Here is a 17,282-nt window from a genome sequence, read left to right on the forward strand (position 1 = left end):
ACCCACCATGACCGTGCTCGTCGCCGTCCCCGAGGGACGGGAAGGCCCCCAGGCCCTCCACGCGGGCGCCGGCGAGGCCCGGCTGCTCGACACCGACCTCGTCGTCCTCAACCTGACCCTGCACACCATCGACGTCTCGGGCCTGCCCGAGGACATGAAGGTCACACTCCTGGAGCGCCACGGGCCGGAGGACCGCGACCCCGCGGAGGCCGTCCTCGACGAGATCGACCAGCGACCCGACGTCCAGCGCCTCGTCATCGGGATGAAGCGCCGGTCGCCGGTGAGCAAGGCGCTGCTCGGCAGCGTCGCCCAGCGATTGCTGCTGGAGAGCCCGGTGCCGGTCCTGGCCGTCAAGGCCGAGGACTGACACCCCTCACACGGTGCGCGGGCCGCCCTCGGCGGTCCGCGCACCGGTGTGCCGGGGCAGGTGCGGCTCAGGTGGCCGCGGGGTGCCAGCGACGCAGCGCCTCGTAGACGAGCGCGCCGCCCGCGACGACGGGGAGGTCGACGATCCCGACGACGAGCAGCGCGGCGCCGCCGAGGTAGACGGGCGCGCGGTGCGGGAGCACCCGCTGCACGACGTGGGCGGCGTCGGCCGCGACCGACACCACCGTGTCGGTGACGTCGCGCGTGGCGGGCGCGGCGTCGCGGCGGGCGACGGCGGTCGAGGCGGCCGGCGAGTTCGAGGTCCTCGCCCCGGCGCTCGTCGAGAGTCGTTCGGACGGCCCGGTGGCGGGCACGACCGCCGGGGAGCCGGGCTCGTCGACGGGGGTGTCCGGGGCGGTGAGCGCCGTCGCGACCGGGTCCTCGCGCTTGTTCTTCGTCTTCGGGTCCTTGGCCATCTCGCGACGTTACGCCCGGATCTCCTGCTCGCACCCCCCTCGCGGGCAGCTCAGGGCGCGGCCGCGGCCCAGGCGTCGGGGTCGGCCACCGGGTGGCCGTGCATCGCGACGACGAGCGCCGGACGCAGCTCGGCCAGGCGGCGGCGTGACGCCACCGCGGCCGCCGGGTCGTCGTGCAGGCCGCGCGGCAGGGGCAGCCACCGGGGCGAGCGCGGATCGGTCGACACGTTGACCGGCCCGTCGCCGACGACGAGCACGCGGTCCTCCGCCCGCCACAGCGCGAGGGTGCCGGGGCTGTGGCCGGGCACGGCGAGCACCTCGAAGCCGCCGACGTGGTCGCCCTCGCGCAGGCGCCGGTCGACCGGGCGCCGCTCCCGCGCCAACGGGGCGAGGACCAGCCGGCCGAGCGCGCCGGAGTGGGTGTCGAGCCGCCCGCCCTCGAACCGGCCGGCGTCCGCCTCGCCCATCGCGAGCGGCGCGCCCGTCTGACGGCACAGCCACGCCGAGGACCCGACGTGGTCACCGTGCGCGTGGGTCACGGCGTGCAGGGCGACGTCGCGGCCCCGCAGCAGCGCGACGAGGCGGCGCGCCGACCACGGGAACCCCGCGTCGACGACGACGTCGCCCTCGGGGCCCTCGAGCAGCACCGTGTGCAGGAGACCGGCGGGGACGAGGGCGCCGAGGTGCACGCCGTCGGCGACCTCCCGCAGACGAGGAGCCATGCGTGCAGCCTGGCAGGCGAGCAGCGGATCAAGCGAGCAGCAGGTCAGGCGAGAACGGCCGTGACGAAGCCGTCGCGCTCGGCGGTGCCCGTGACCGTCGCGGGCACGGGGCGGGCGAACCCGGGGCCGTCGGTGACGAGGGTGTGGAACTCGCCGTTCTCGCCGCACGGGTCGACGCCGTCGGGCAGCTCCGCCAGCAGCTCGGCGTCCCAGGCGCGGCCCACGCATGCCGGGGGCACCCGCGCCGGGTCGACGCACACGACCACCGCCCGCACCCCGGCCGCGAGCATCTCCCGTGCGAGCGAGGCGGTCGGGCGCCCCCAGAGCGGGAACCGCGCCGCGAGCCCGGTGCCCTCGAGGGCCTGCTCGCGGAAGGCGCGGATGTCGGCGAGGAAGAGGTCGCCGTAGAGCACCTGCGTCGCCCCGTCCCCGCGCAGCCGGGCCCACGACGCGCGCGTGCGCTCCTCGTAGACGTCGTCCGGGCACGGCGCGGGCAGCTCGACGGTGGCGAGCGGCAGGCCCAGCGCGGCGGCCTGCGCCCGGACCAGCGCGAGCGGGACGTAGCTGGCCGCCACCTCGCTGCCGGCGCCGCCTGCGCGCACCGTGGTGTGCAGCCCCGCGACCTCGACGCCCGGGTCCGCGCGGGCGGCGGCGAGCGCGAACGCGCCGTCCTTGCCGCCCGACCAGCTCATCCAGGCCCGGTCCGTCATCGCCGCGACGGTAGCCCACGGGCACGCCGGCCGCGCCGGGTCGGACCGGCTCAGGTCGGGCTGGCCTCCTCCTCGTCGCCCTCGTGCTCGCGCCCAGACCCTGCTGCCGTTCCCGGCGCCGTGTCCTGTCCCGTGTCCTGCCCCGTGTCCTGCCCCGTGTCCTGTGCGGCCCTGTCCTTCGCCGCGACGGCGTCGTTGTCGACCGCGTTGCCGGTGGGGTCGACGTCGGTGGCGTCGAGGGACTCGTCCTGCGCGTCCTGCTGGGCCTGCTCTGGTCGTGACATGGCCCCCGGCTACCCGCCCGGCCCGGATCGGGTACCGCCGCGGGGTGACCGCAGCACGTCCCGGGCCCGAGCGTCCGATGCTCCCGACCGACGGCACCCCGCCGACCGGGCCCGGGTGGGCGGCCGAACTGACGTGGGACGGGGTCCGCGTGCTGGTCACGACCGTGCCCGGCGGCGTGCGGCTGACCGACGCCGACGGCCGGGACGTGACCGGCTCCTACCCCGAGATCGCGCACCTCGACACGAGCACGGCCTGGTGCTCGACGGCGAGGTCGTCGTGCTCGACGAGCGCGGCCGACCCCGCCCCGACCTGCTCGCCGACCGCGCCGCCCGGACCGCCCCGGACGAGCGGGCGCGGGACGAGGCGGCGGTCTCGCTCTACCTCGCCGACGTGCTCTGCGTCGACGGTGACGACCTGCGCGACCGCCCGTGGGACGAGCGGCGCGCCCGCCTCGAGGAGCTCGGGCTCGACGCGTGGCCACGGGTGGCGGTGGCGCCGGCGACGACGGAGGCCGCGCCCGCCGCGGTGCTCGCGCTCGCCCGGGAGCAGGGGCTCGCCGGGGTCGTCGCCAAGCGCCGCGACACCGGCTACGCGTCCGGGCGCCGGTCGTCGGCGTGGGTGCGGACGCTCGTCACCCCGCCGACCCGGTCGGGGGACGACCGGCTCGCCACCTACCGCGCGATGCGCGACTTCGCGGCGACGCCCGAGCCCGCCGGGGGCGCCCCGAGCGACGCGACGCCGATCTTCGTGGTGCAGCGGCACCGCGCCCGGCGGCTGCACTACGACGTCCGCCTCGAGGTCGACGGCGCGCTCGCGAGCTGGGCCGTGCCCCGCGGGCCGACGCTCGACCCCGCCGCGCGGCACATGGCCGTCCGCACCGAGGACCACCCCATGGACTACGCCTACTTCGAGGGCGTCATCCCGAAGGGCCAGTACGGCGGTGGTGACGTCATCGTGTGGGACCGCGGCACGTGGACGCCGGCCCGCACCGACGACCCGGCGGCGGCGCTCGCGGCGGGGGAGCTGCACTTCGACCTCGAGGGCGAGAAGCTGCGCGGGCGGTTCGTGCTGGTCCGGCGACGGGGGGACGGCTCGTCGAGCTCCTCGAACGGCAAGGAGCAGTGGGTGCTCGTGCACAAGCGCGACGACCACGCCGTCGACGGCTGGGACCCGGAGGACCACCCGCACTCGGTGACCAGCGGGCGCACCAACGACGAGGTCGCGGCCGCCCCGACGGCGTTGTGGGTGTCCGAGGCGCCCGCGGAGCACGCCGAGGTCCCGCTGGCCCCCGACGACCCCGCGCAGCAGGCCGCGGCGTCCGACGACGAGCTGGCCGCGCTCGACGCCCTCGGCGCGCGGGGGAGCTGGACCGTCGGCGGGCGCGAGCTCGCGCTGACCAACCTGGACAAGGTGCTGGTCCCCGGCGAGGCCGGCCCGCCCGTCACCAAGCGGGAGCTGATCCGCTACCACGCCCGGATCGCCCCGTACCTGCTGCCGTACCTGGCCGGGCGGCCGGTGAACCTGCACCGCTACCCCGACGGCACGGCCCGCCCGGGCTTCTGGCAGAAGGAGGTCCCCGACCACGCGCCGGGGTGGCTGCGGCGCTGGCGCAACCCGGAGGCGGCGCCCGACGAGACGCAGCAGTACTTCGTCGTCGACAGCACCCCGGCGCTGGTGTGGCTGGCGAACTACGGGGCGATCGAGCTGCACCCGTGGACGTCACGCCTGCCCGACGTCCACCAGCCGACCTGGGCGCTCATCGACATCGACCCCGGGCCGGCCGTGGGGTTCGCCGACGTGCTCGTGCTCGCCCGGCTCTACCGCACCGCCCTCGCGCACGTGGGCGCCGAGGCGGCGCCCAAGGTGACGGGCAAGCGGGGCGTGCAGATCTGGGTGCCGATCGCCGACGGCTACACCTTCGACGACACCCGCGCGTGGGTCGAGAAGCTCTCGCGCGCCGTCGGCCGGACCGTCCCGCAGCTCGTGTCGTGGGAGTGGCACACCGACCGGCGCCGCGGGCTCGCGCGGCTGGACTACACGCAGAACGCGATCAACAAGACCCTCGTGGCGCCGTTCAGCCCGCGCCCGTCCCCGGACGCGCCGGTCTCGATGCCGATCACCTGGGACGAGCTGGACGACCCGGACCTGACACCGGACCGCTGGACGGTCCGGACCGCGCTCGACCGCCTCGCCGACGTCGGGGACCCGCTGCGGCCGCTGCTCGGCCGGGCGCAGACGCTGCCGTCCCTCTAGACCCGGCGCCGCTGCCGCAGCACCAGCACCGTGGTGACGAGCAGGACGAGCGTGCCGATCGACTCCACGACGAGCGTGGTCGGCGCCAGGTCGTAGTCGAGGCTGGAGCGGATGCCGAAGAGCCCGACGGTGAGGGCGAGCACCAGGGCCGCGAGCGTGCCGGCGAGGAACAGCAGGCCCAGCACGACGGAGATCGCGAGCAGCTCCCCGCGCGTGACGACCACGGCGACCGCGAGGACCAGCGCGCCGATCGCGTTGAGGATGAACAGGTTCCCGAGCACCCCACCGGTGCCGTTGAACACCAGCCAGAGGTGGATGCCGCCCATCGCCAGCAGGGCGATCGCGGACAGGATCTGCCACGGCTTGGTGGAGCGCCGCCCGCCGTGCGCGATCCGCACCGTCGGTGCGCCACTCGGACCGGCCGGCCCTGCCGCGTGCGTCATGTCCTCACCCCGTGTCCCTCGCCCCGACCGCCCGCCTGTGCAGCGCATGGTCCTCCGGTGCGGGGCGCGGGTCGAGGGTCATCTCCCGTCGCGCCGGGAGCTCGCGAAGAGCCAGCCGCCGAGGGGGATGAGCAGGAAGAACACCCAGGCGTTCGGGATCGGGACGGTGAGGAACAGGACCAGCGCGAGGATCGGCAGCGCGCCGCTGATCGCCGGCCCGTACCGCGCGAGCGCGCCGGGCTCACGGCGGGTGGCCGGGGCGCGGTCCGGCGCCGGAGCGGCGGCCGGCGCGGGCGCCGCCGGGCGGGCACCGAACGGCGGGCGCGGGTCGGGGAGGTCGGAGAAGAGCGGCTCGAGGTCGGCGGCCGTGCGCGCCTCGGCGGCCCGGGCACTGCGCTCGCCGTACTCCTCGACGTCGAGACGCCCGGCCTCGAGGTGGGCGTCGAGCGCCGCCAGGGCCGCGTCCCGCTCCGCGGTGCCGATGCGCGGTGAGGGCGGGCCGGAGGGAGGCGGCGCCGGCTCGGTCACGGCGCCAGCATGCCACCGACCGCCGCCGCCGTGACCCCCTCGTCACACCCCCGAGCCGTGCCGCCCCGCGCCCTCGGTGAAGCGGGTCGCGCCGGCCACGGTGTCGGCCTGCAGCGAGATCTGTCCGTGCGCGAACTCGCGGCGCAGGGCCTCGTCCTCGTCGAGCCCCTCCTGCTCGAGCAGCGACGCGCGGTCGTGGCGCAGGCAGGTCTGCGGGAAGGCCGCGAGCGTCCGGGCGAGCTCCAGGCTCGCGTCGAGCGCCCGGCCCGCCGGCACGACGCGGTTCGCGAGGCCGAGGCGCAGCGCCTCGTCGGCGTCGACGGGCCGGCCGGTGAGCACGAGGTCCATCGCCGCGCTGCGCCCGATCAGCCGGGGCAGGCGCACCGTCCCGCCGTCGATGAGCGGCACGCCCCAGCGCCGGCAGAACACCCCGAACACCGCCGTGGTGTCGGCGACGCGCAGGTCGGCCCACAGCGCGAGCTCGAGCCCGCCCGCGACCGCGTGCCCGTGCACCGCCGCGATCACCGGCTTCGACAGCTGCAGCCGGGTCGGCCCCATCGGCCCGTCGCCGTCGGGGTCGACGCGGTTGCCGTGACCGGTGCTGACGGCCTGCAGGTCCGCGCCCGAGCAGAACGACGGGCCCTCGCCGCGCAGGATCGCGACGGCCGCGTCGTCGTCGGCGTCGAAGGCCCGGAAGGCGTCGGCGAGGCGCTCGGCGGTGGCGCGGTCGACGGCGTTGCGCCGCTCGGGGCGGTCGAGGCTGACGACGGTGACCGCGTCGTGGCGCTCGACCCGCACCGTCACGGCGCGTCGCCCAGGGTCACGGTGTCGCCGACCCGCAGTTCGCCACCCCTTGTGACCTGCGCGTACGCACCGGCACAGGGCAGCACGCCGAAGCCGGGGACCTCGACCCGGTTGGCGCGCATCGGCTCGCGGACCGCGTGCGGGGCGCGCGGCAGGTCGCCGTGCTCGAGCGTGGGCACCGAGCAGCGCGGCGTCGGCAACGACACCGTGAGCGTCACCGTCGACCCGTCGTCCCGCGTCAGGTGCAGCTCGCGCCCCATCCAGGTGTTCTCGACCCAGGGGTCGGTGCCGTCCGGGGTCTCGACGACGATGTTCGGCCGGTAGCGCAGGGACTCGGCGCCCGTCGCGGCGAGCGTCGCGGTCGTGATGACGTGCACGGGGGAGTGGTCGACGAACGACCCGCCCGTGGTGCCCTGGGCGATCTCCAGCGTCGGCGCCGCGACCTCGGCCTCGACGCCCCGGTCCAGCACCTCCTCGGGGTCCGGGCGCTCGACCGAGGCCGCCGCGGGCCGGTCCGTCGCCACCCGCACGCGACGGCCGAGCTCGCCGGCGAGCGCGTCGACGACCCACGGGTCGAGGGCGTCACGGGTCCAGCCGGCGGGCGAGGTGATCCGTACCCCGCCGTCGCCGGACGCGGCCGTGTACCGCAGCAGGCCGCGCCACAGCCGGGGGTGCTTGGCCGTCGCCACCATGCCGGTCACGTCGTCGACCAGCGCGAGCGCGCGGTCGCCCGCGACCCCGCCCGCGTCCACCCGCGAGACCTCCAGGGGCTCGCCGAGCATCGACTTCACCGGGTACCGCCACAGCGCCGTGATCCGCATCCGTCGTCCCTTCCCCGGGTCCGACGTCCGCGACGGTCCCGGTCCGGCGACCGTATCCGGACGCGGGGCGGGACGCGCCCGCCGTCAGCTCGCCTCGGCGGCGGCGGCGAGGCGGCCGAGCACCTCGGTCCAGCCCTGGACGAAAGCGCCGCCCAGGTAGCCGCCGGGACGGGCGCAGTCCTCGCCGAGCTGGGCGTCGGACAGGGCCTCCCAGCCACGGTGCTCGACGGCGACGCGGGTGAGCGAGGGTCCGAGGGCGGTGAACGTCAGCTCCACCTCGGTGGGCTCCGGGGTCATGTTCCACGACATCACGAGCCGCGCGGGCGGCTCCCACGCGAGCAGGCGGCCCCAGTCGCACTCGGTGCCGTCGTCCCAGCGCTCGAAGACCCGGCCCTCGAGGCGCGGCTCGACCTCCACCGTGCGCACGCGCTCCTTGCCGGCGGAGTACGGCTGCAACGGCCACCACTGCCCGATCGTCGCGACGAAGACGTCGAACGTGTGCTCGCGGGTGCTGCGCACCATCGTCGCCTGCCGGATCGGCGGCCGGCGCAGGGTGGTGACGGTGGCGGTGTCAGCCCGCGGCGTGGTGCTCGTCATCGGCGATCCCCCTGTGTCCACTCTCTCGGCCGGCCTCCACGAGGCGGCGTGCGGTGTCCAGCGACGAGGCCCACATGTCCTCGAGGAACTCCCGCAGGCCGTCGAGGCCCTCGGGGCGGGCGCGGTAGAGCCGGCGGGTGCCCTCGCGTCGCTCGGTGAGCAGCCCGGCGTCCTTGAGCACGGTGAGGTGCTGGCTGACGGCGGGCCGGGTGACGTCGAACGCGGCGGCGATCTCCCCGGCGGAGAGCTCGTCGTGCGCGACGAGGCGCAGGATCGAGCGGCGCCGCGGCTCGACCAGGGCGCGCAGCGTCACGCCCTCCGGGTCGTCGTCCTCGGTCATCGCGCACCTCCGTCAGCGAAGACGAACGTTAGCGGAAGGGTGACGACGAGGCCAGGGCGGTCACTTGATCAGCTTCTGGACCTCGCGGAACGCCGCGTCCTCGCTCGAGCCCAGCCACTCGAACACGACCATCTCGGTGGTGACGACGTCGACGCCGTGCGCGCGCACCCGGTCGAGCGCGCGGTCGCGGTTGGCCTCCCGGCGGCTGCCGACCGCGTCGGCGACGACGGCGACCTCCCGACCCGCCGCGCGCAGCGCGAGCACGGTCTGCAGCACGCACACGTGCGCCTCGCACCCGGCGACGACGACGGTGCCCGGGCCGGCGACGTCCGGGTCGGCGGCGAACGACGTCTTCGCGACGGCGGGCGTGGGCAGCAGATCGGCGACGACGCCGACGGTGCGCCCGAGCCCCTCCGGGTTCTGCTCGGTCGCGGCGACGCCCACCCCGAGCCGGCACGCGGCCTGCACGAGGCGGCCGGTGTTCTCCAGCACGGCGTCCGCCCCGGCGATCGCGGGCATGAGGCGTTCCTGCAGGTCGACGACGAGCAGGGTCGAGTCCCCGGCGGTCAGCAGCGGCACACCCCCGAGGGTAGAGGCAGACCGGCGAGCGCCGGCCGGTTGACGGGACCTCCCCGCGCGCCGTAGGGCATGCGCGTGACCACGGGCCGCACCGACCGCGTCGCCGACTACACCACGCGCTTCGCCGCGTTCCTGGAGGCGGAGGTGGCGCCGCTGGAGGCCGACCTCGCCGAGCAGGACGTCGGCACCGCGTTCAACCCCCGCCTCGACGAGGCCGGCCGCATGCACCCGGCGGTGTGGGAGGCGCGCCGCGAGGTGCAGCGGCGCTCGGCGGCGGCCGGGCTGTACACGCCGCACGTCGGCGGCGAGGTGGGTGGAGGCGGGTTCACGCGCGCGGAGATGCAGCACGTCGAGGAGTTCGTCTACCGGCACGCGGGCCTCGGCCTCGGCCTCGCCGCGCTGGCCTGGACCGAGGGCCCGAACCCGGCGATCGAGCACTGCTCGCCGGCGGCGCGGGAGCGCTGGCTCGACCCGCTGGTGGCCGGCGAGATCACCGCCGCGTTCGCCAACACCGAGATCGCCGTCGGCACCGACGTGCTCGCGATGAAGACCCGCGCGCGTCCCGACGGCGACGACTGGATCCTCGACGGCACCAAGGCCTGGATCACCAACGCGCACTTCGCCGACGTCGTGCAGGTCGTCGCCGTCACCGAGCCCGGGGCCGGGACCCGCTCGTTGTCGATGTTCCTCGTCGACGCGGCGAGCCCCGGCTTCACCCGCGGCCGCGACATCCCGACGATGCTGAACGACGGCCTCACCGGCGAGCTGCACCTCGAGGGCGTGCGGGTGCCGGCGCAGGACGTCGTCGGCGAGGTCGGCGACGGGTTCGCGCTGGCGATGGCGTGGATCAACTGGCGGCGGCTGTGCCGCGGCGGGATGTGCGCGGGCTGGGGCTCCTGGCTGCTCGAGCGGGCCCTCGACCGCGCGCGGACGCGCACCTCCGGCGGCGCGCCGATCGCCGAGCTGCAGTCGGTGCAGCACATGCTGGCCGACATGGACGCCGACCTGTACGCCGCGCGCGCCGCCTCCCTGCAGGCGCAGGCGGAGCTCGACGACCTGCCGGGCGGGGCGTTCGGGATGCCGCTGCACCCCGACGCGCCGCGCCTGACGAGCCTGGTCAAGGTCATCAACGACGAGGCGTTCTTCCGCGTGACCGACCGCGCGGTGCAGGTGCACGGCGGCACGGGCCTGCGGCTCGGGTCGCCGGAGGAGAAGCTCTTCCGCATCGCGCGCAACCTCAAGATCCCGGCGGGCACCGTCGAGATCCAGCGCAACGCCATCGCCCGCGGGCTGCTGCGGGGCTCGCGGTGATCGGTCGGAGCCGGTGAGCCTCGCCGCCGTCACCGGGCGCTTCCAGCCGGTGCACGCCCAGCACCTCGAGCTGTTCGCGCTCGCCCTCGCCGAGCACGATCACCTCGTGGTCGCCGTCACCAACCCCGACACCGGGGCGCGCCATGCGGCCGCCACCTCGGCGCACCGGCACACCGACGACGCCAACCCGTTCACCTACTTCGAGCGCGCCCGCCTCCTCGCCGCCGCGCTCGCCGGGGCGGGCCTGGCCGACCGCGCGACCGTCGTCCCCTTCGACCTCACCCGCCCGCAGCTGTGGCCGGAGTACGTGCCGCGGGACGCGGTGCAGTACGTGCGCGCGTACTCGGCGTGGGAGGCGGACAAGGCGGGCCGGCTCGCCGACGGCGGCTACGCGGTGGTCGTCGTCGACGGCGACCCGGCGACCAAGCTCGACGCCGCGACGATCCGTGCCGGGTTCCGCGACGACAGCTGGGTGTCCCTCGTGCCGCCGGCGACCGTCCCGGTGCTGCGCGACCTGCTCGGCCGGCGGGCGAGCCGCGCGTGAGACCGCCCGGGTACGGCGAGGGCCAGCCGCGGCTCGACGACGACCGGCTGCCCGTCGTGCTCGTGGTCCTCGACGGCCTGGGCGACCGGCCGGTGCCCGAGCTCGGCGGCCGCACGCCGTCCGAGGCGGCGCACACCCCGGTGCTCGACGAGCTCGCCGCCCGCGGAGCCTCCGGCTGGCACCTGCCGTTCGGGTGGGGCCGGGCGCCGTCGTCGGAGCTCGCGCACTGGGCGGTGTTCGGCTACGCCGACGTGCCGTTCCCGGGCCGCGCGGTGCTGGAGGCGCTCGGCGCGGGGATCGAGGTCCCGCCGGACGTCGCGGTCACCCACGCCGCGCTGCGCACCTCGGCGGTGGGCCCCGACGGCCGGGTGTGGATCACCGGGCGCGTCGCGTCGACCGACGGGGAGGACGCGGCGGCGCTGCTGGACGTCGTCGGCGAGGTGGCCGCGGGCCACGGGGTGCGGCTCGCACCGCTCGGGAGCCGGGGCGAGGCGCTGCTGGTGCTGCCGGACCACGCCGGCCCGTCCGCCGGGGCCGTCACCGACTCCGACCCCTTCTTCGAGGACCGCCACCCCTGGCTGCGGGTGCTCCCCCACGACGACGCCCCCGACGCGGCGCCCACCGCCGACACGCTGACCGCGCTGCTGCTCGCCGTGCGCGCGGCCCTCGTCGAGCACCCCCGCAACGCCGCCCGGGGCGATCGGGGGCTGCCGGCGCTCGACGTGCTGACGACCAAGTGGTCCGGGGTGCGCGGGCCGGTGCCGGGGTTCGTCGAACAGGTCGGCGTTCCCGGTGCGGCCGTGACCAGCACCCGGCTCTACCGGGGTCTCGCGGCCCTGCTCGGCCTGCGCAGCCGGCACGTGCCGCCCTCCCTCGACCCGCGCACCGACCTCGGCGCCGAGCTCGAGGACCGGCTCGCCGCCGCCCGCGATCTCCTCGACGAGGGCGCGGCGTTCGTCCACGTGCACACCAAGGCCACCGACGACGCCGGGCACACCAAGGACCCGCGGGCGAAGCTCGAGGTGCTCGAGGCGGCCGACCCGGGGCTCGCGCCGCTGCTCGCGCTCGCCGAGCACGCCGTCGTCGCCGTCACCGGGGACCACGCCACGCCCTCGACGGGCGGGGTGCTGCACACCGGCGACCCCACCCCGCTGGTCGTCGCCGGGCCCACCGTGCGCCCCGACGCCGTCACGGCGTTCGGCGAGGGCCCGGCGTGCGCCGGCTGGTACGGCAGCATCACCGCGCGCGAGCTGCTGCCGCTGCTGCTCGGCCACGCCAACCGCGCCGCGTTCCTCGGCCACCGCCCGACCGCGCGGGCCACCCTCGCGCTGCCCGACGCCCCGGAGGCGATGGTCGTGCCGCCCGGGCTCCCGGGTGCCCGGTCGGACTGACGGGGTCAGATGAGGTCGAGCTGCTGGGCGAGGACGATCGCCTGCACGCGGGTGTGCGCCCCGAGGCGTGTCATCAACGCCTGGGTGTAGGTCCGCACGGTGTTGACGGTGAGGTCGAGGTCGGCGGCGATGTCGCGGGTGGTCCGCCCGGCCGCCATGAGCCGCAGCACCTCGACCTCGCGGGGCCGCAGCCGCGGGACCGCGGTGTCGGCGAGCAGCCCGCCGGCGGCCTCGAGCGCGCAGGCGATGCCGTCGTCGACGACCATCCGCCCGTCGCGGACCTCACGCAGCGCCCCGACGAGGTCGAGGTCGAGTGAGCCCTTGAGCAGCACGCCCGCGGCGCCCGCCTCGAGGCACCGGCGCAGGTTCTCGGTGTCGCTGAACGCCGTCAGCATGACCACCCGGGCCCGGGGCGCCTCGGCGGCCAGCGAGCGGCAGAGGTCCGCCCCGTTGCGGTCGCCGAGGCGGACGTCGAGCAGGACGAGGTCGGGTGCCTCGCGGGCGGCCGCGGCGAGGGTGTCGGCACCCGAGTGGCAGGTGGCGACCACCACGAACTCGTCGGGCGCGGCGGCGAGCACCCGGTGGATGCCGTGGGCGACGAGGGGGTGGTCGTCGGCGATGAGCACCGAGTGCACCCGCGGCCGCGCCGTCACCCCCGTCACGACGTGCGCCCGGTCGGCACGGTGGCGCGCAGGCTCGTCCCGCCGTCGTCGTTGCCGGTGACGGTCAGCTCGCCGCCGACCCCGGCCACGCGCTGGAGCAGCCCGGGGATGCCGAGCCCGGACCCGCGGCGGGCCACGGGGTGCAGGGCGAGGTCGTCGGGCAGGCCCTTGCCGTCGTCCTCGACGGCGAGGGACACCGCACGCGGGCGGTACGCCAGCGAGACCAGCACCGCGCCCGCTCCGGCGTGCTTCTCGACGTTGTGCAGCGCCTCGCGGAGGACGGCCACGAGGAGCCCCTCGACCTCGGGTGGCGCGGGCGCCGGCTCGCCGAGGGTGACGAGCTCGGCGGTGATCCCCGCACGGGCGGCGAACGCGGCGACGTCGCGGCGCAGGGTCACGGGCAGGGCGTCGTCGGCGGGCAGGAGGCTGTGCATCGCGCGTCGCAGGTAGCCCGACGCCTCCGCGGCGACGAGCTCGATCGACCGGGCGGCCGCCACCGTCCCCGCCGTGTCGGCCGCGCCCTGCTGGATCTCCTTCGCCGACATCGAGATCCGGAACAGGAGCTGGCCCGCGGTGTCGTGCAGCTCCTGCGCGATGCGCCGGCGCTCCTCGGCCACGGCGATCCGCCCGGCCTGCTCGGCGCGGACGGCGTTGACCAGCAGCGGCGCGAGCGACGCGGCGAACTCGTTCACCAGCAACGTGGTGTGCGGGGAGACCCGCCCGCCCCGCCGACCCGCGTAGAGCACGCCCAGCCAGTTGCCGCCCCACGTGACGGGGACGGCGCCGAGCCCCCGGACCCCGTCGGCGGCGACCGCCCGGGCGAGCGCGTCGGCGTCGGGATCGGCGGCGCAGTCGCCCGTCGTCGTCACCATCGCCCGGCGCAGCGCGCGCCACCCCAGCCCGGGCCCGCGGGGGAGGCGCAGACCCTCGAGGGGCACGGGGCCGGCCGACGCCCCGACGACGAGCGTGTCGTCGCCGTCGAGCAGGGCCACGGCGACGACGTCGGTGTCGACGAGGTCCGCGAGGCGCCGGCAGGCGGTGGCGACCAGCGCCGGGGCGCCGGCGAGGCCGGCCAGGCCGCGGGTCGCGACGACGAGCCGGCGGACGTCCTCGATCGACTTGACCGAGTAGCACACGGCTCAGCCGCTGATGACGAAGAGCTTCTTGAACGGCTCGGTGACCGTCCACGTCGACTTCGTGCCCTTGACGAACGACGCCACGTCGCCGGGGCGCAGGACGACCTGCTCGCCGCTCTCGACGAGGTCGACGACGAGCTCGCCCTCGAGGGCGTGGATCGTCTCGTCGGCGGTGAACGGGTAGGGGAAGCTCTGCGGCTCCGAGCGCCAGAGGCCGACGTGGAGCGTGGCGCCCTCCGCGCCCTCCGTGCGGATCCAGTGCACCTCGCCGACGGCCTCCCCGCCGGCCATGAACGGCTCCCACTCGTCCGCGGTGGCAGCGGAACGGGCGTACTCGGAGGTCTGGGTCACCATCTGGCGCACTTCCTTCGGGGAGGGGAATCCGTTGTCGGGAAGGTAGCGAGCGGCGTCGTCCGCCGACAGCTGCAATTGCTGGTACGACGAGCCGGCAACGCCCTGAGCTGCGGCGTCATCGAGAAGAAACGTCTCGATGTCATTTCTACCTGCAGATGCAGACGTCCCCTCGATTGACGCGGGCGTTACGGGCGTGTCATGCGCACGCAATTCCGCGCTGCGTGACTGGGAAAACGGCCGACGGGCAGTGCCCGCGCCGCCACCACCCGAGACCCGCCGCGCGGAGGTACGCGACCATGACGCTCGCACGCGACCTGAAGATCATCCGTGGTGCCTGCCCGCACGACTGCCCGGACACCTGCGCGATGCTCTACCACGTCGAGGACGGCCGTCTCGTCGACGTCAAGGGCGACCCGGAGCACCCCATGACGCGCGGCGGCCTGTGCGTCAAGCTCAAGGACTTCCCGGAGCACCACTACCAGTCGGACCGCCTGCTGCACCCGATGCGGCGGGTCGGCCCGAAGGGCGCCGGGCAGTTCGAGCGGATCACGTGGGGCGAGGCGCTCGAGGAGATCCGGTCGCGCTGGACCGACATCATCACCGCGCACGGACCGCAGGCGATCATGCCCCACGCGTACCTGGGCCACCAGGGCGTCATCAACGGCCTGACCGCCGGCGACGCGTTCTTCAACCGTCTCGGCGCGAGCGTCGCCGAGAAGACCTACTGCGAGTCGGGCTCGTCGACGGCCTGGCACATGACCGTGGGCGGCACCGGCGGCCTCGACGTCGAGTCGATGGCGCACTCGCGCTACATCGTCGTGTGGGGCATGAACATGACCAGCACGAACCTCCACGGCTGGCCGTTCCTGCTCGAGGCCCGCAAGAACCACGGCGCGAAGATCGTCGTCATCGACCCGGTGCGGACCCGGACCGCCCGCCAGGCGGACTGGCACATCCGCATCCGGCCCGGCACCGACGGCGCGCTCGCGATGGGGATGATCCACGAGATCGTGGCGCAGGACCTCGTCGACCACGACTACGTCGCGAAGTACACGGTCGGCTTCGAGGAGCTGGCGGCCCGGGCGGCGCAGTACCCGCCGGAGCGCGTCGAGGAGATCACCGGCGTCCCGGCCGAGGACGTGCGGACCCTGGCCCGCGAGTACGCCACGACGCAGCCGGCGGCCATCCGCCAGGGCGTGGCGATCGAGCGCAGCCGCGGCGGCGGGCAGGCGATCCGCGCCATCACGTCGCTGCCCGCGCTCGTCGGCGCGTGGCGCCACGTCGGCGGCGGGACGATGGAGATGCCGATCTGGGAGTTCCCGACGCTCTTCGACAAGATCTGCATGCCGGAGTGGATCCCCGAGGGCACCCGGGTGATCAACGAGCTCGACCTCGGCATGGCGCTCACGGGCGAGATGGCGCTCGACCCGCCGATCAAGTCCCTGTTCGTCTACAACTCGAACCCCGTCTCGCAGGGCCCGGCGCAGGCCAAGACGATGGCGGGCCTGATGCGCGACGACCTGTTCACCGTGGTCAGCGACCACTTCGTCAACGACACCGCGAAGTTCGCCGACCTCGTGCTGCCCGCCACCATGCAGGCCGAGCAGCTCGACATCATGGTCACCTGGGGCCACCTCTACATCTCGCTGAACCAGCCCGCGATCGCGCCGCCGGGCGAGTGCGTCCCCAACTCCGAGCTCTTCCGCCGGCTCGCGAGGACCATGGGCTTCACCGACGACTACTGGGACCGCACCGACGAGCAGATGCTGCGCGACTTCCACGACTGGGACGCCCCGGCGCTGCAGGGCATCACCTACGACTCGCTCAAGGAGACCGGCTGGGCGCGGCTGAACGTCGGGCTGCCCCACGAGCGGGCCCCGCACGCCGAGGGCAACTTCCCGACGCCGTCGGGCAAGTGCGAGTTCCGGTCCAGCCTCGCCGAGGGCGGCAACTTCGTCGTGCCGGTGTGGCGGTCGATGTACGAGGCCATGCAGCCCGGCGAGCCCGTCGACCCGCTGCCGGACTACGTGCCGCCGTTCGAGTCGCCGGAGTCCGACCCGGAGCTGGCGGAGCGCTACCCGATGAACATCGTCTCGCCGAAGCCGCACGCGTTCCTCAACAGCCAGTACGCCAACGCCGAGTCGAAGCAGCGCGCCCAGGGGGACCAGCGGGTGTGGATCCACCCGGACGACGCGGCCGGGCGCGGCATCCTCGACGGTGAGATGGTCCGGGTGTTCAACGACCGCGGCGGCTTCTGCGGCCCTGCGGTGGTCGACGACATCGTCATGCCGGGCCTGGTCATGGCCAACGTCGGGCACTGGCAGGACAAGGCGTCGGGGAGCACCGTCAACACGATCACCGCCGATCGGCACAACCAACTGGGCAACGCCGGGGTTTACTCGGACAATCTGGTGGAGGTGGAGAAGGTCGCCGACGACCCGATCCCCGAGCCCCTCGCCGGGCTGTAGTCGACCGTGGAACGACCGCGCCGGGAGGCCCGCCATGACGACCCCGTCCGCGGCGCTCTGTCGCGGTGGCACGCCGCCGGCCGGGGCGACGGTCGCCGACGCGATGCTCGCGTGCCCCAAGACGTCCACGCCCGACACGACGGTCGCGGAGGCGCGGGCGGTGCTCGCCGACGACCACGTGCACGCGGTGCTCGTCGTCGACGGTCCCCAGCTGCTCGCCGTCGTCGAGCGCGGGGACCTGGAGGGCGCGCCGGCGTCCGGCGCCGTCGTGGACCGGGGACGCCTCGACGGCCGGACCGTCGCGCCGGACGCCGACCTGCACGCGGTCCGGCAGGCCATGACGGGCCGGCGCCTGGCCGTCGTCGACGACCAGGGCGCGCTGCTCGGCCTGCTCTGCCGCAAGCGCCACGGGCGGGGCTTCTGCTCGCGGGAGGACGTCGAGGCCCGCGAGCGGGAGCGGGCCGAGCGGGCCGAGCGGCCCGAGCAGTAGGC

General features: G+C 75.6%; 21 protein-coding genes. 7 read left to right on the forward strand and 14 right to left on the reverse strand.

Features of this window, described 5'->3' with window-relative positions; genetic code table 11:
* Window positions 1–7 precede the first annotated feature (7 nt).
* Window positions 8–367 (forward strand): universal stress protein, encoded by a 360-nt coding sequence (locus tag PGB27_RS08015; RefSeq protein ID WP_274199835.1) that lies wholly within the window; start codon window positions 8–10, stop codon window positions 365–367.
* Window positions 368–434: 67 nt separating this feature from the next.
* On the opposite strand, the gene PGB27_RS08020 is transcribed toward PGB27_RS08015, so the two are convergent.
* Genes PGB27_RS08020 through PGB27_RS08035 form a run of 4 tightly spaced genes read right to left on the reverse strand, consistent with a single transcriptional unit; the run spans window position 435 to window position 2,558 of the window.
* A complete protein-coding gene (locus tag PGB27_RS08020) occupies window positions 435–842 on the reverse strand; it encodes a hypothetical protein (protein WP_274199836.1) in 408 nt (135 codons plus the stop codon).
* A 50-nt stretch (window positions 843–892) separates the two neighbouring features.
* Window positions 893–1,564, reverse strand: a complete 672-nt coding sequence (locus PGB27_RS08025; RefSeq protein ID WP_274199837.1) for an MBL fold metallo-hydrolase — start codon at window positions 1,562–1,564, stop codon at window positions 893–895.
* Between the two features lie 44 nt (window positions 1,565–1,608).
* Window positions 1,609–2,274 carry a Dph6-related ATP pyrophosphatase gene (locus PGB27_RS08030; protein ID WP_274199838.1) on the reverse strand — a complete coding sequence of 222 codons (666 nt, stop codon included), beginning with the start codon at window positions 2,272–2,274 and terminating at the stop codon, window positions 1,609–1,611.
* Between the two features lie 50 nt (window positions 2,275–2,324).
* Window positions 2,325–2,558, reverse strand: coding sequence for a hypothetical protein (locus PGB27_RS08035; protein ID WP_274199839.1), 234 nt, complete (start codon window positions 2,556–2,558; stop codon window positions 2,325–2,327).
* On the opposite strand from PGB27_RS08035, the gene ligD reads away from it, so the two are divergent.
* A complete protein-coding gene (ligD, locus tag PGB27_RS08040) occupies window positions 2,557–4,812 on the forward strand; it encodes a non-homologous end-joining DNA ligase LigD (protein ID WP_274199840.1) in 2,256 nt (751 codons plus the stop codon). The two genes, PGB27_RS08035 and ligD, sit on opposite strands and share 2 nt — an antisense overlap.
* On the opposite strand, the gene PGB27_RS08045 is transcribed toward ligD, so the two are convergent.
* From PGB27_RS08045 to PGB27_RS08075, 7 genes are all read right to left on the reverse strand, one after another.
* Window positions 4,809–5,255 (reverse strand): hypothetical protein, encoded by a 447-nt coding sequence (locus tag PGB27_RS08045; protein ID WP_274199841.1) that lies wholly within the window; start codon window positions 5,253–5,255, stop codon window positions 4,809–4,811. The two genes, ligD and PGB27_RS08045, sit on opposite strands and share 4 nt — an antisense overlap.
* Before the next feature lie 78 nt (window positions 5,256–5,333).
* The gene (locus PGB27_RS08050) at window positions 5,334–5,783 is read right to left on the reverse strand and encodes a DUF1707 domain-containing protein (RefSeq protein WP_274199842.1); all 450 of its coding nucleotides are present in this window, start codon (window positions 5,781–5,783) and stop codon (window positions 5,334–5,336) included.
* A gap of 42 nt (window positions 5,784–5,825) precedes the next feature.
* Window positions 5,826–6,587, reverse strand: coding sequence for a crotonase/enoyl-CoA hydratase family protein (locus tag PGB27_RS08055; protein WP_274199843.1), 762 nt, complete (start codon window positions 6,585–6,587; stop codon window positions 5,826–5,828).
* Window positions 6,584–7,408 carry an MOSC domain-containing protein gene (locus PGB27_RS08060; protein WP_274199844.1) on the reverse strand — a complete coding sequence of 275 codons (825 nt, stop codon included), beginning with the start codon at window positions 7,406–7,408 and terminating at the stop codon, window positions 6,584–6,586. The genes PGB27_RS08055 and PGB27_RS08060 overlap by 4 nt, the downstream gene beginning before the upstream one ends.
* An 84-nt stretch (window positions 7,409–7,492) precedes the next feature.
* Window positions 7,493–8,005, reverse strand: a complete 513-nt coding sequence (locus tag PGB27_RS08065) for an SRPBCC domain-containing protein (protein WP_274199845.1) — start codon at window positions 8,003–8,005, stop codon at window positions 7,493–7,495.
* Window positions 7,980–8,345 carry an ArsR/SmtB family transcription factor gene (locus tag PGB27_RS08070; protein WP_274199846.1) on the reverse strand — a complete coding sequence of 122 codons (366 nt, stop codon included), beginning with the start codon at window positions 8,343–8,345 and terminating at the stop codon, window positions 7,980–7,982. Before PGB27_RS08070 ends, PGB27_RS08065 begins: the two co-directional genes overlap by 26 nt.
* Before the next feature lie 60 nt (window positions 8,346–8,405).
* The gene (locus PGB27_RS08075) at window positions 8,406–8,924 is read right to left on the reverse strand and encodes an isochorismatase family protein (protein WP_274199847.1); all 519 of its coding nucleotides are present in this window, start codon (window positions 8,922–8,924) and stop codon (window positions 8,406–8,408) included.
* 75 nt (window positions 8,925–8,999) lie between these two features.
* Between PGB27_RS08075 and PGB27_RS08080 the strand changes: the two genes are divergently transcribed.
* The 3 genes from PGB27_RS08080 to PGB27_RS08090 are packed head-to-tail and all read left to right on the forward strand — an operon-like array spanning window position 9,000 to window position 12,170.
* Window positions 9,000–10,235 carry an acyl-CoA dehydrogenase family protein gene (locus PGB27_RS08080; protein ID WP_274199848.1) on the forward strand — a complete coding sequence of 412 codons (1,236 nt, stop codon included), beginning with the start codon at window positions 9,000–9,002 and terminating at the stop codon, window positions 10,233–10,235.
* Window positions 10,236–10,248: 13 nt separating this feature from the next.
* Window positions 10,249–10,779 (forward strand): cytidyltransferase, encoded by a 531-nt coding sequence (locus PGB27_RS08085; RefSeq protein WP_274199849.1) that lies wholly within the window; start codon window positions 10,249–10,251, stop codon window positions 10,777–10,779.
* Window positions 10,776–12,170, forward strand: coding sequence for an alkaline phosphatase family protein (locus tag PGB27_RS08090; protein WP_274199850.1), 1,395 nt, complete (start codon window positions 10,776–10,778; stop codon window positions 12,168–12,170). Before PGB27_RS08085 ends, PGB27_RS08090 begins: the two co-directional genes overlap by 4 nt.
* Window positions 12,171–12,175: 5 nt before the next feature.
* On the opposite strand, the gene PGB27_RS08095 is transcribed toward PGB27_RS08090, so the two are convergent.
* Genes PGB27_RS08095 through PGB27_RS08105 form a run of 3 tightly spaced genes read right to left on the reverse strand, consistent with a single transcriptional unit; the run spans window position 12,176 to window position 14,322 of the window.
* Complete coding sequence (locus PGB27_RS08095) at window positions 12,176–12,832, reverse strand: response regulator (protein WP_274199851.1); 657 nt, start codon at window positions 12,830–12,832, stop codon at window positions 12,176–12,178.
* Entirely contained in the window at window positions 12,829–13,968 is a 1,140-nt protein-coding gene (locus PGB27_RS08100) for a GAF domain-containing sensor histidine kinase (protein ID WP_274199852.1), read from the reverse strand. Before PGB27_RS08100 ends, PGB27_RS08095 begins: the two co-directional genes overlap by 4 nt.
* 3 nt (window positions 13,969–13,971) lie before the next feature.
* The gene (locus PGB27_RS08105) at window positions 13,972–14,322 is read right to left on the reverse strand and encodes a cupin domain-containing protein (RefSeq protein ID WP_274199853.1); all 351 of its coding nucleotides are present in this window, start codon (window positions 14,320–14,322) and stop codon (window positions 13,972–13,974) included.
* A 296-nt stretch (window positions 14,323–14,618) separates the two neighbouring features.
* Here PGB27_RS08105 and PGB27_RS08110 point away from each other — a divergent pair, with 296 nt between their 5' ends.
* Together PGB27_RS08110 and PGB27_RS08115 are read left to right on the forward strand one after the other, a co-directional pair.
* Window positions 14,619–16,790 (forward strand): molybdopterin-containing oxidoreductase family protein, encoded by a 2,172-nt coding sequence (locus tag PGB27_RS08110; RefSeq protein WP_274199854.1) that lies wholly within the window; start codon window positions 14,619–14,621, stop codon window positions 16,788–16,790.
* Between the two features lie 34 nt (window positions 16,791–16,824).
* Window positions 16,825–17,280, forward strand: coding sequence for a CBS domain-containing protein (locus tag PGB27_RS08115; RefSeq protein WP_274199855.1), 456 nt, complete (start codon window positions 16,825–16,827; stop codon window positions 17,278–17,280).
* Window positions 17,281–17,282: the final 2 nt, after the last annotated feature.

The sequence above is a fragment of the Actinomycetospora lemnae genome, assembly GCF_028737315.1.
Classification (GTDB): domain Bacteria; phylum Actinomycetota; class Actinomycetes; order Mycobacteriales; family Pseudonocardiaceae; genus Actinomycetospora; species Actinomycetospora lemnae.

Bases quoted from the DNA above. Each gene is read 5' to 3' on its own strand.
- PGB27_RS08015 (WP_274199835.1), top strand. From the start codon at position 8: ATGACCGTGCTCGTCGCCGTCCCCGAGGGACGGGAAGGCCCCCAGGCC.
- PGB27_RS08020 (WP_274199836.1), bottom strand. From the start codon at position 842: ATGGCCAAGGACCCGAAGACGAAGAACAAGCGCGAGGACCCGGTCGCG.
- PGB27_RS08025 (WP_274199837.1), bottom strand. From the start codon at position 1,564: ATGGCTCCTCGTCTGCGGGAGGTCGCCGACGGCGTGCACCTCGGCGCC.
- PGB27_RS08030 (WP_274199838.1), bottom strand. From the start codon at position 2,274: ATGACGGACCGGGCCTGGATGAGCTGGTCGGGCGGCAAGGACGGCGCG.
- ligD (WP_274199840.1), top strand. From the start codon at position 2,557: ATGGCCCCCGGCTACCCGCCCGGCCCGGATCGGGTACCGCCGCGGGGT.
- PGB27_RS08035 (WP_274199839.1), bottom strand. From the start codon at position 2,558: ATGTCACGACCAGAGCAGGCCCAGCAGGACGCGCAGGACGAGTCCCTC.
- PGB27_RS08045 (WP_274199841.1), bottom strand. From the start codon at position 5,255: ATGACGCACGCGGCAGGGCCGGCCGGTCCGAGTGGCGCACCGACGGTG.
- PGB27_RS08060 (WP_274199844.1), bottom strand. From the start codon at position 7,408: ATGCGGATCACGGCGCTGTGGCGGTACCCGGTGAAGTCGATGCTCGGC.
- PGB27_RS08065 (WP_274199845.1), bottom strand. From the start codon at position 8,005: ATGACGAGCACCACGCCGCGGGCTGACACCGCCACCGTCACCACCCTG.
- PGB27_RS08070 (WP_274199846.1), bottom strand. From the start codon at position 8,345: ATGACCGAGGACGACGACCCGGAGGGCGTGACGCTGCGCGCCCTGGTC.
- PGB27_RS08105 (WP_274199853.1), bottom strand. From the start codon at position 14,322: ATGGTGACCCAGACCTCCGAGTACGCCCGTTCCGCTGCCACCGCGGAC.
- PGB27_RS08110 (WP_274199854.1), top strand. From the start codon at position 14,619: ATGACGCTCGCACGCGACCTGAAGATCATCCGTGGTGCCTGCCCGCAC.
- PGB27_RS08115 (WP_274199855.1), top strand. From the start codon at position 16,825: ATGACGACCCCGTCCGCGGCGCTCTGTCGCGGTGGCACGCCGCCGGCC.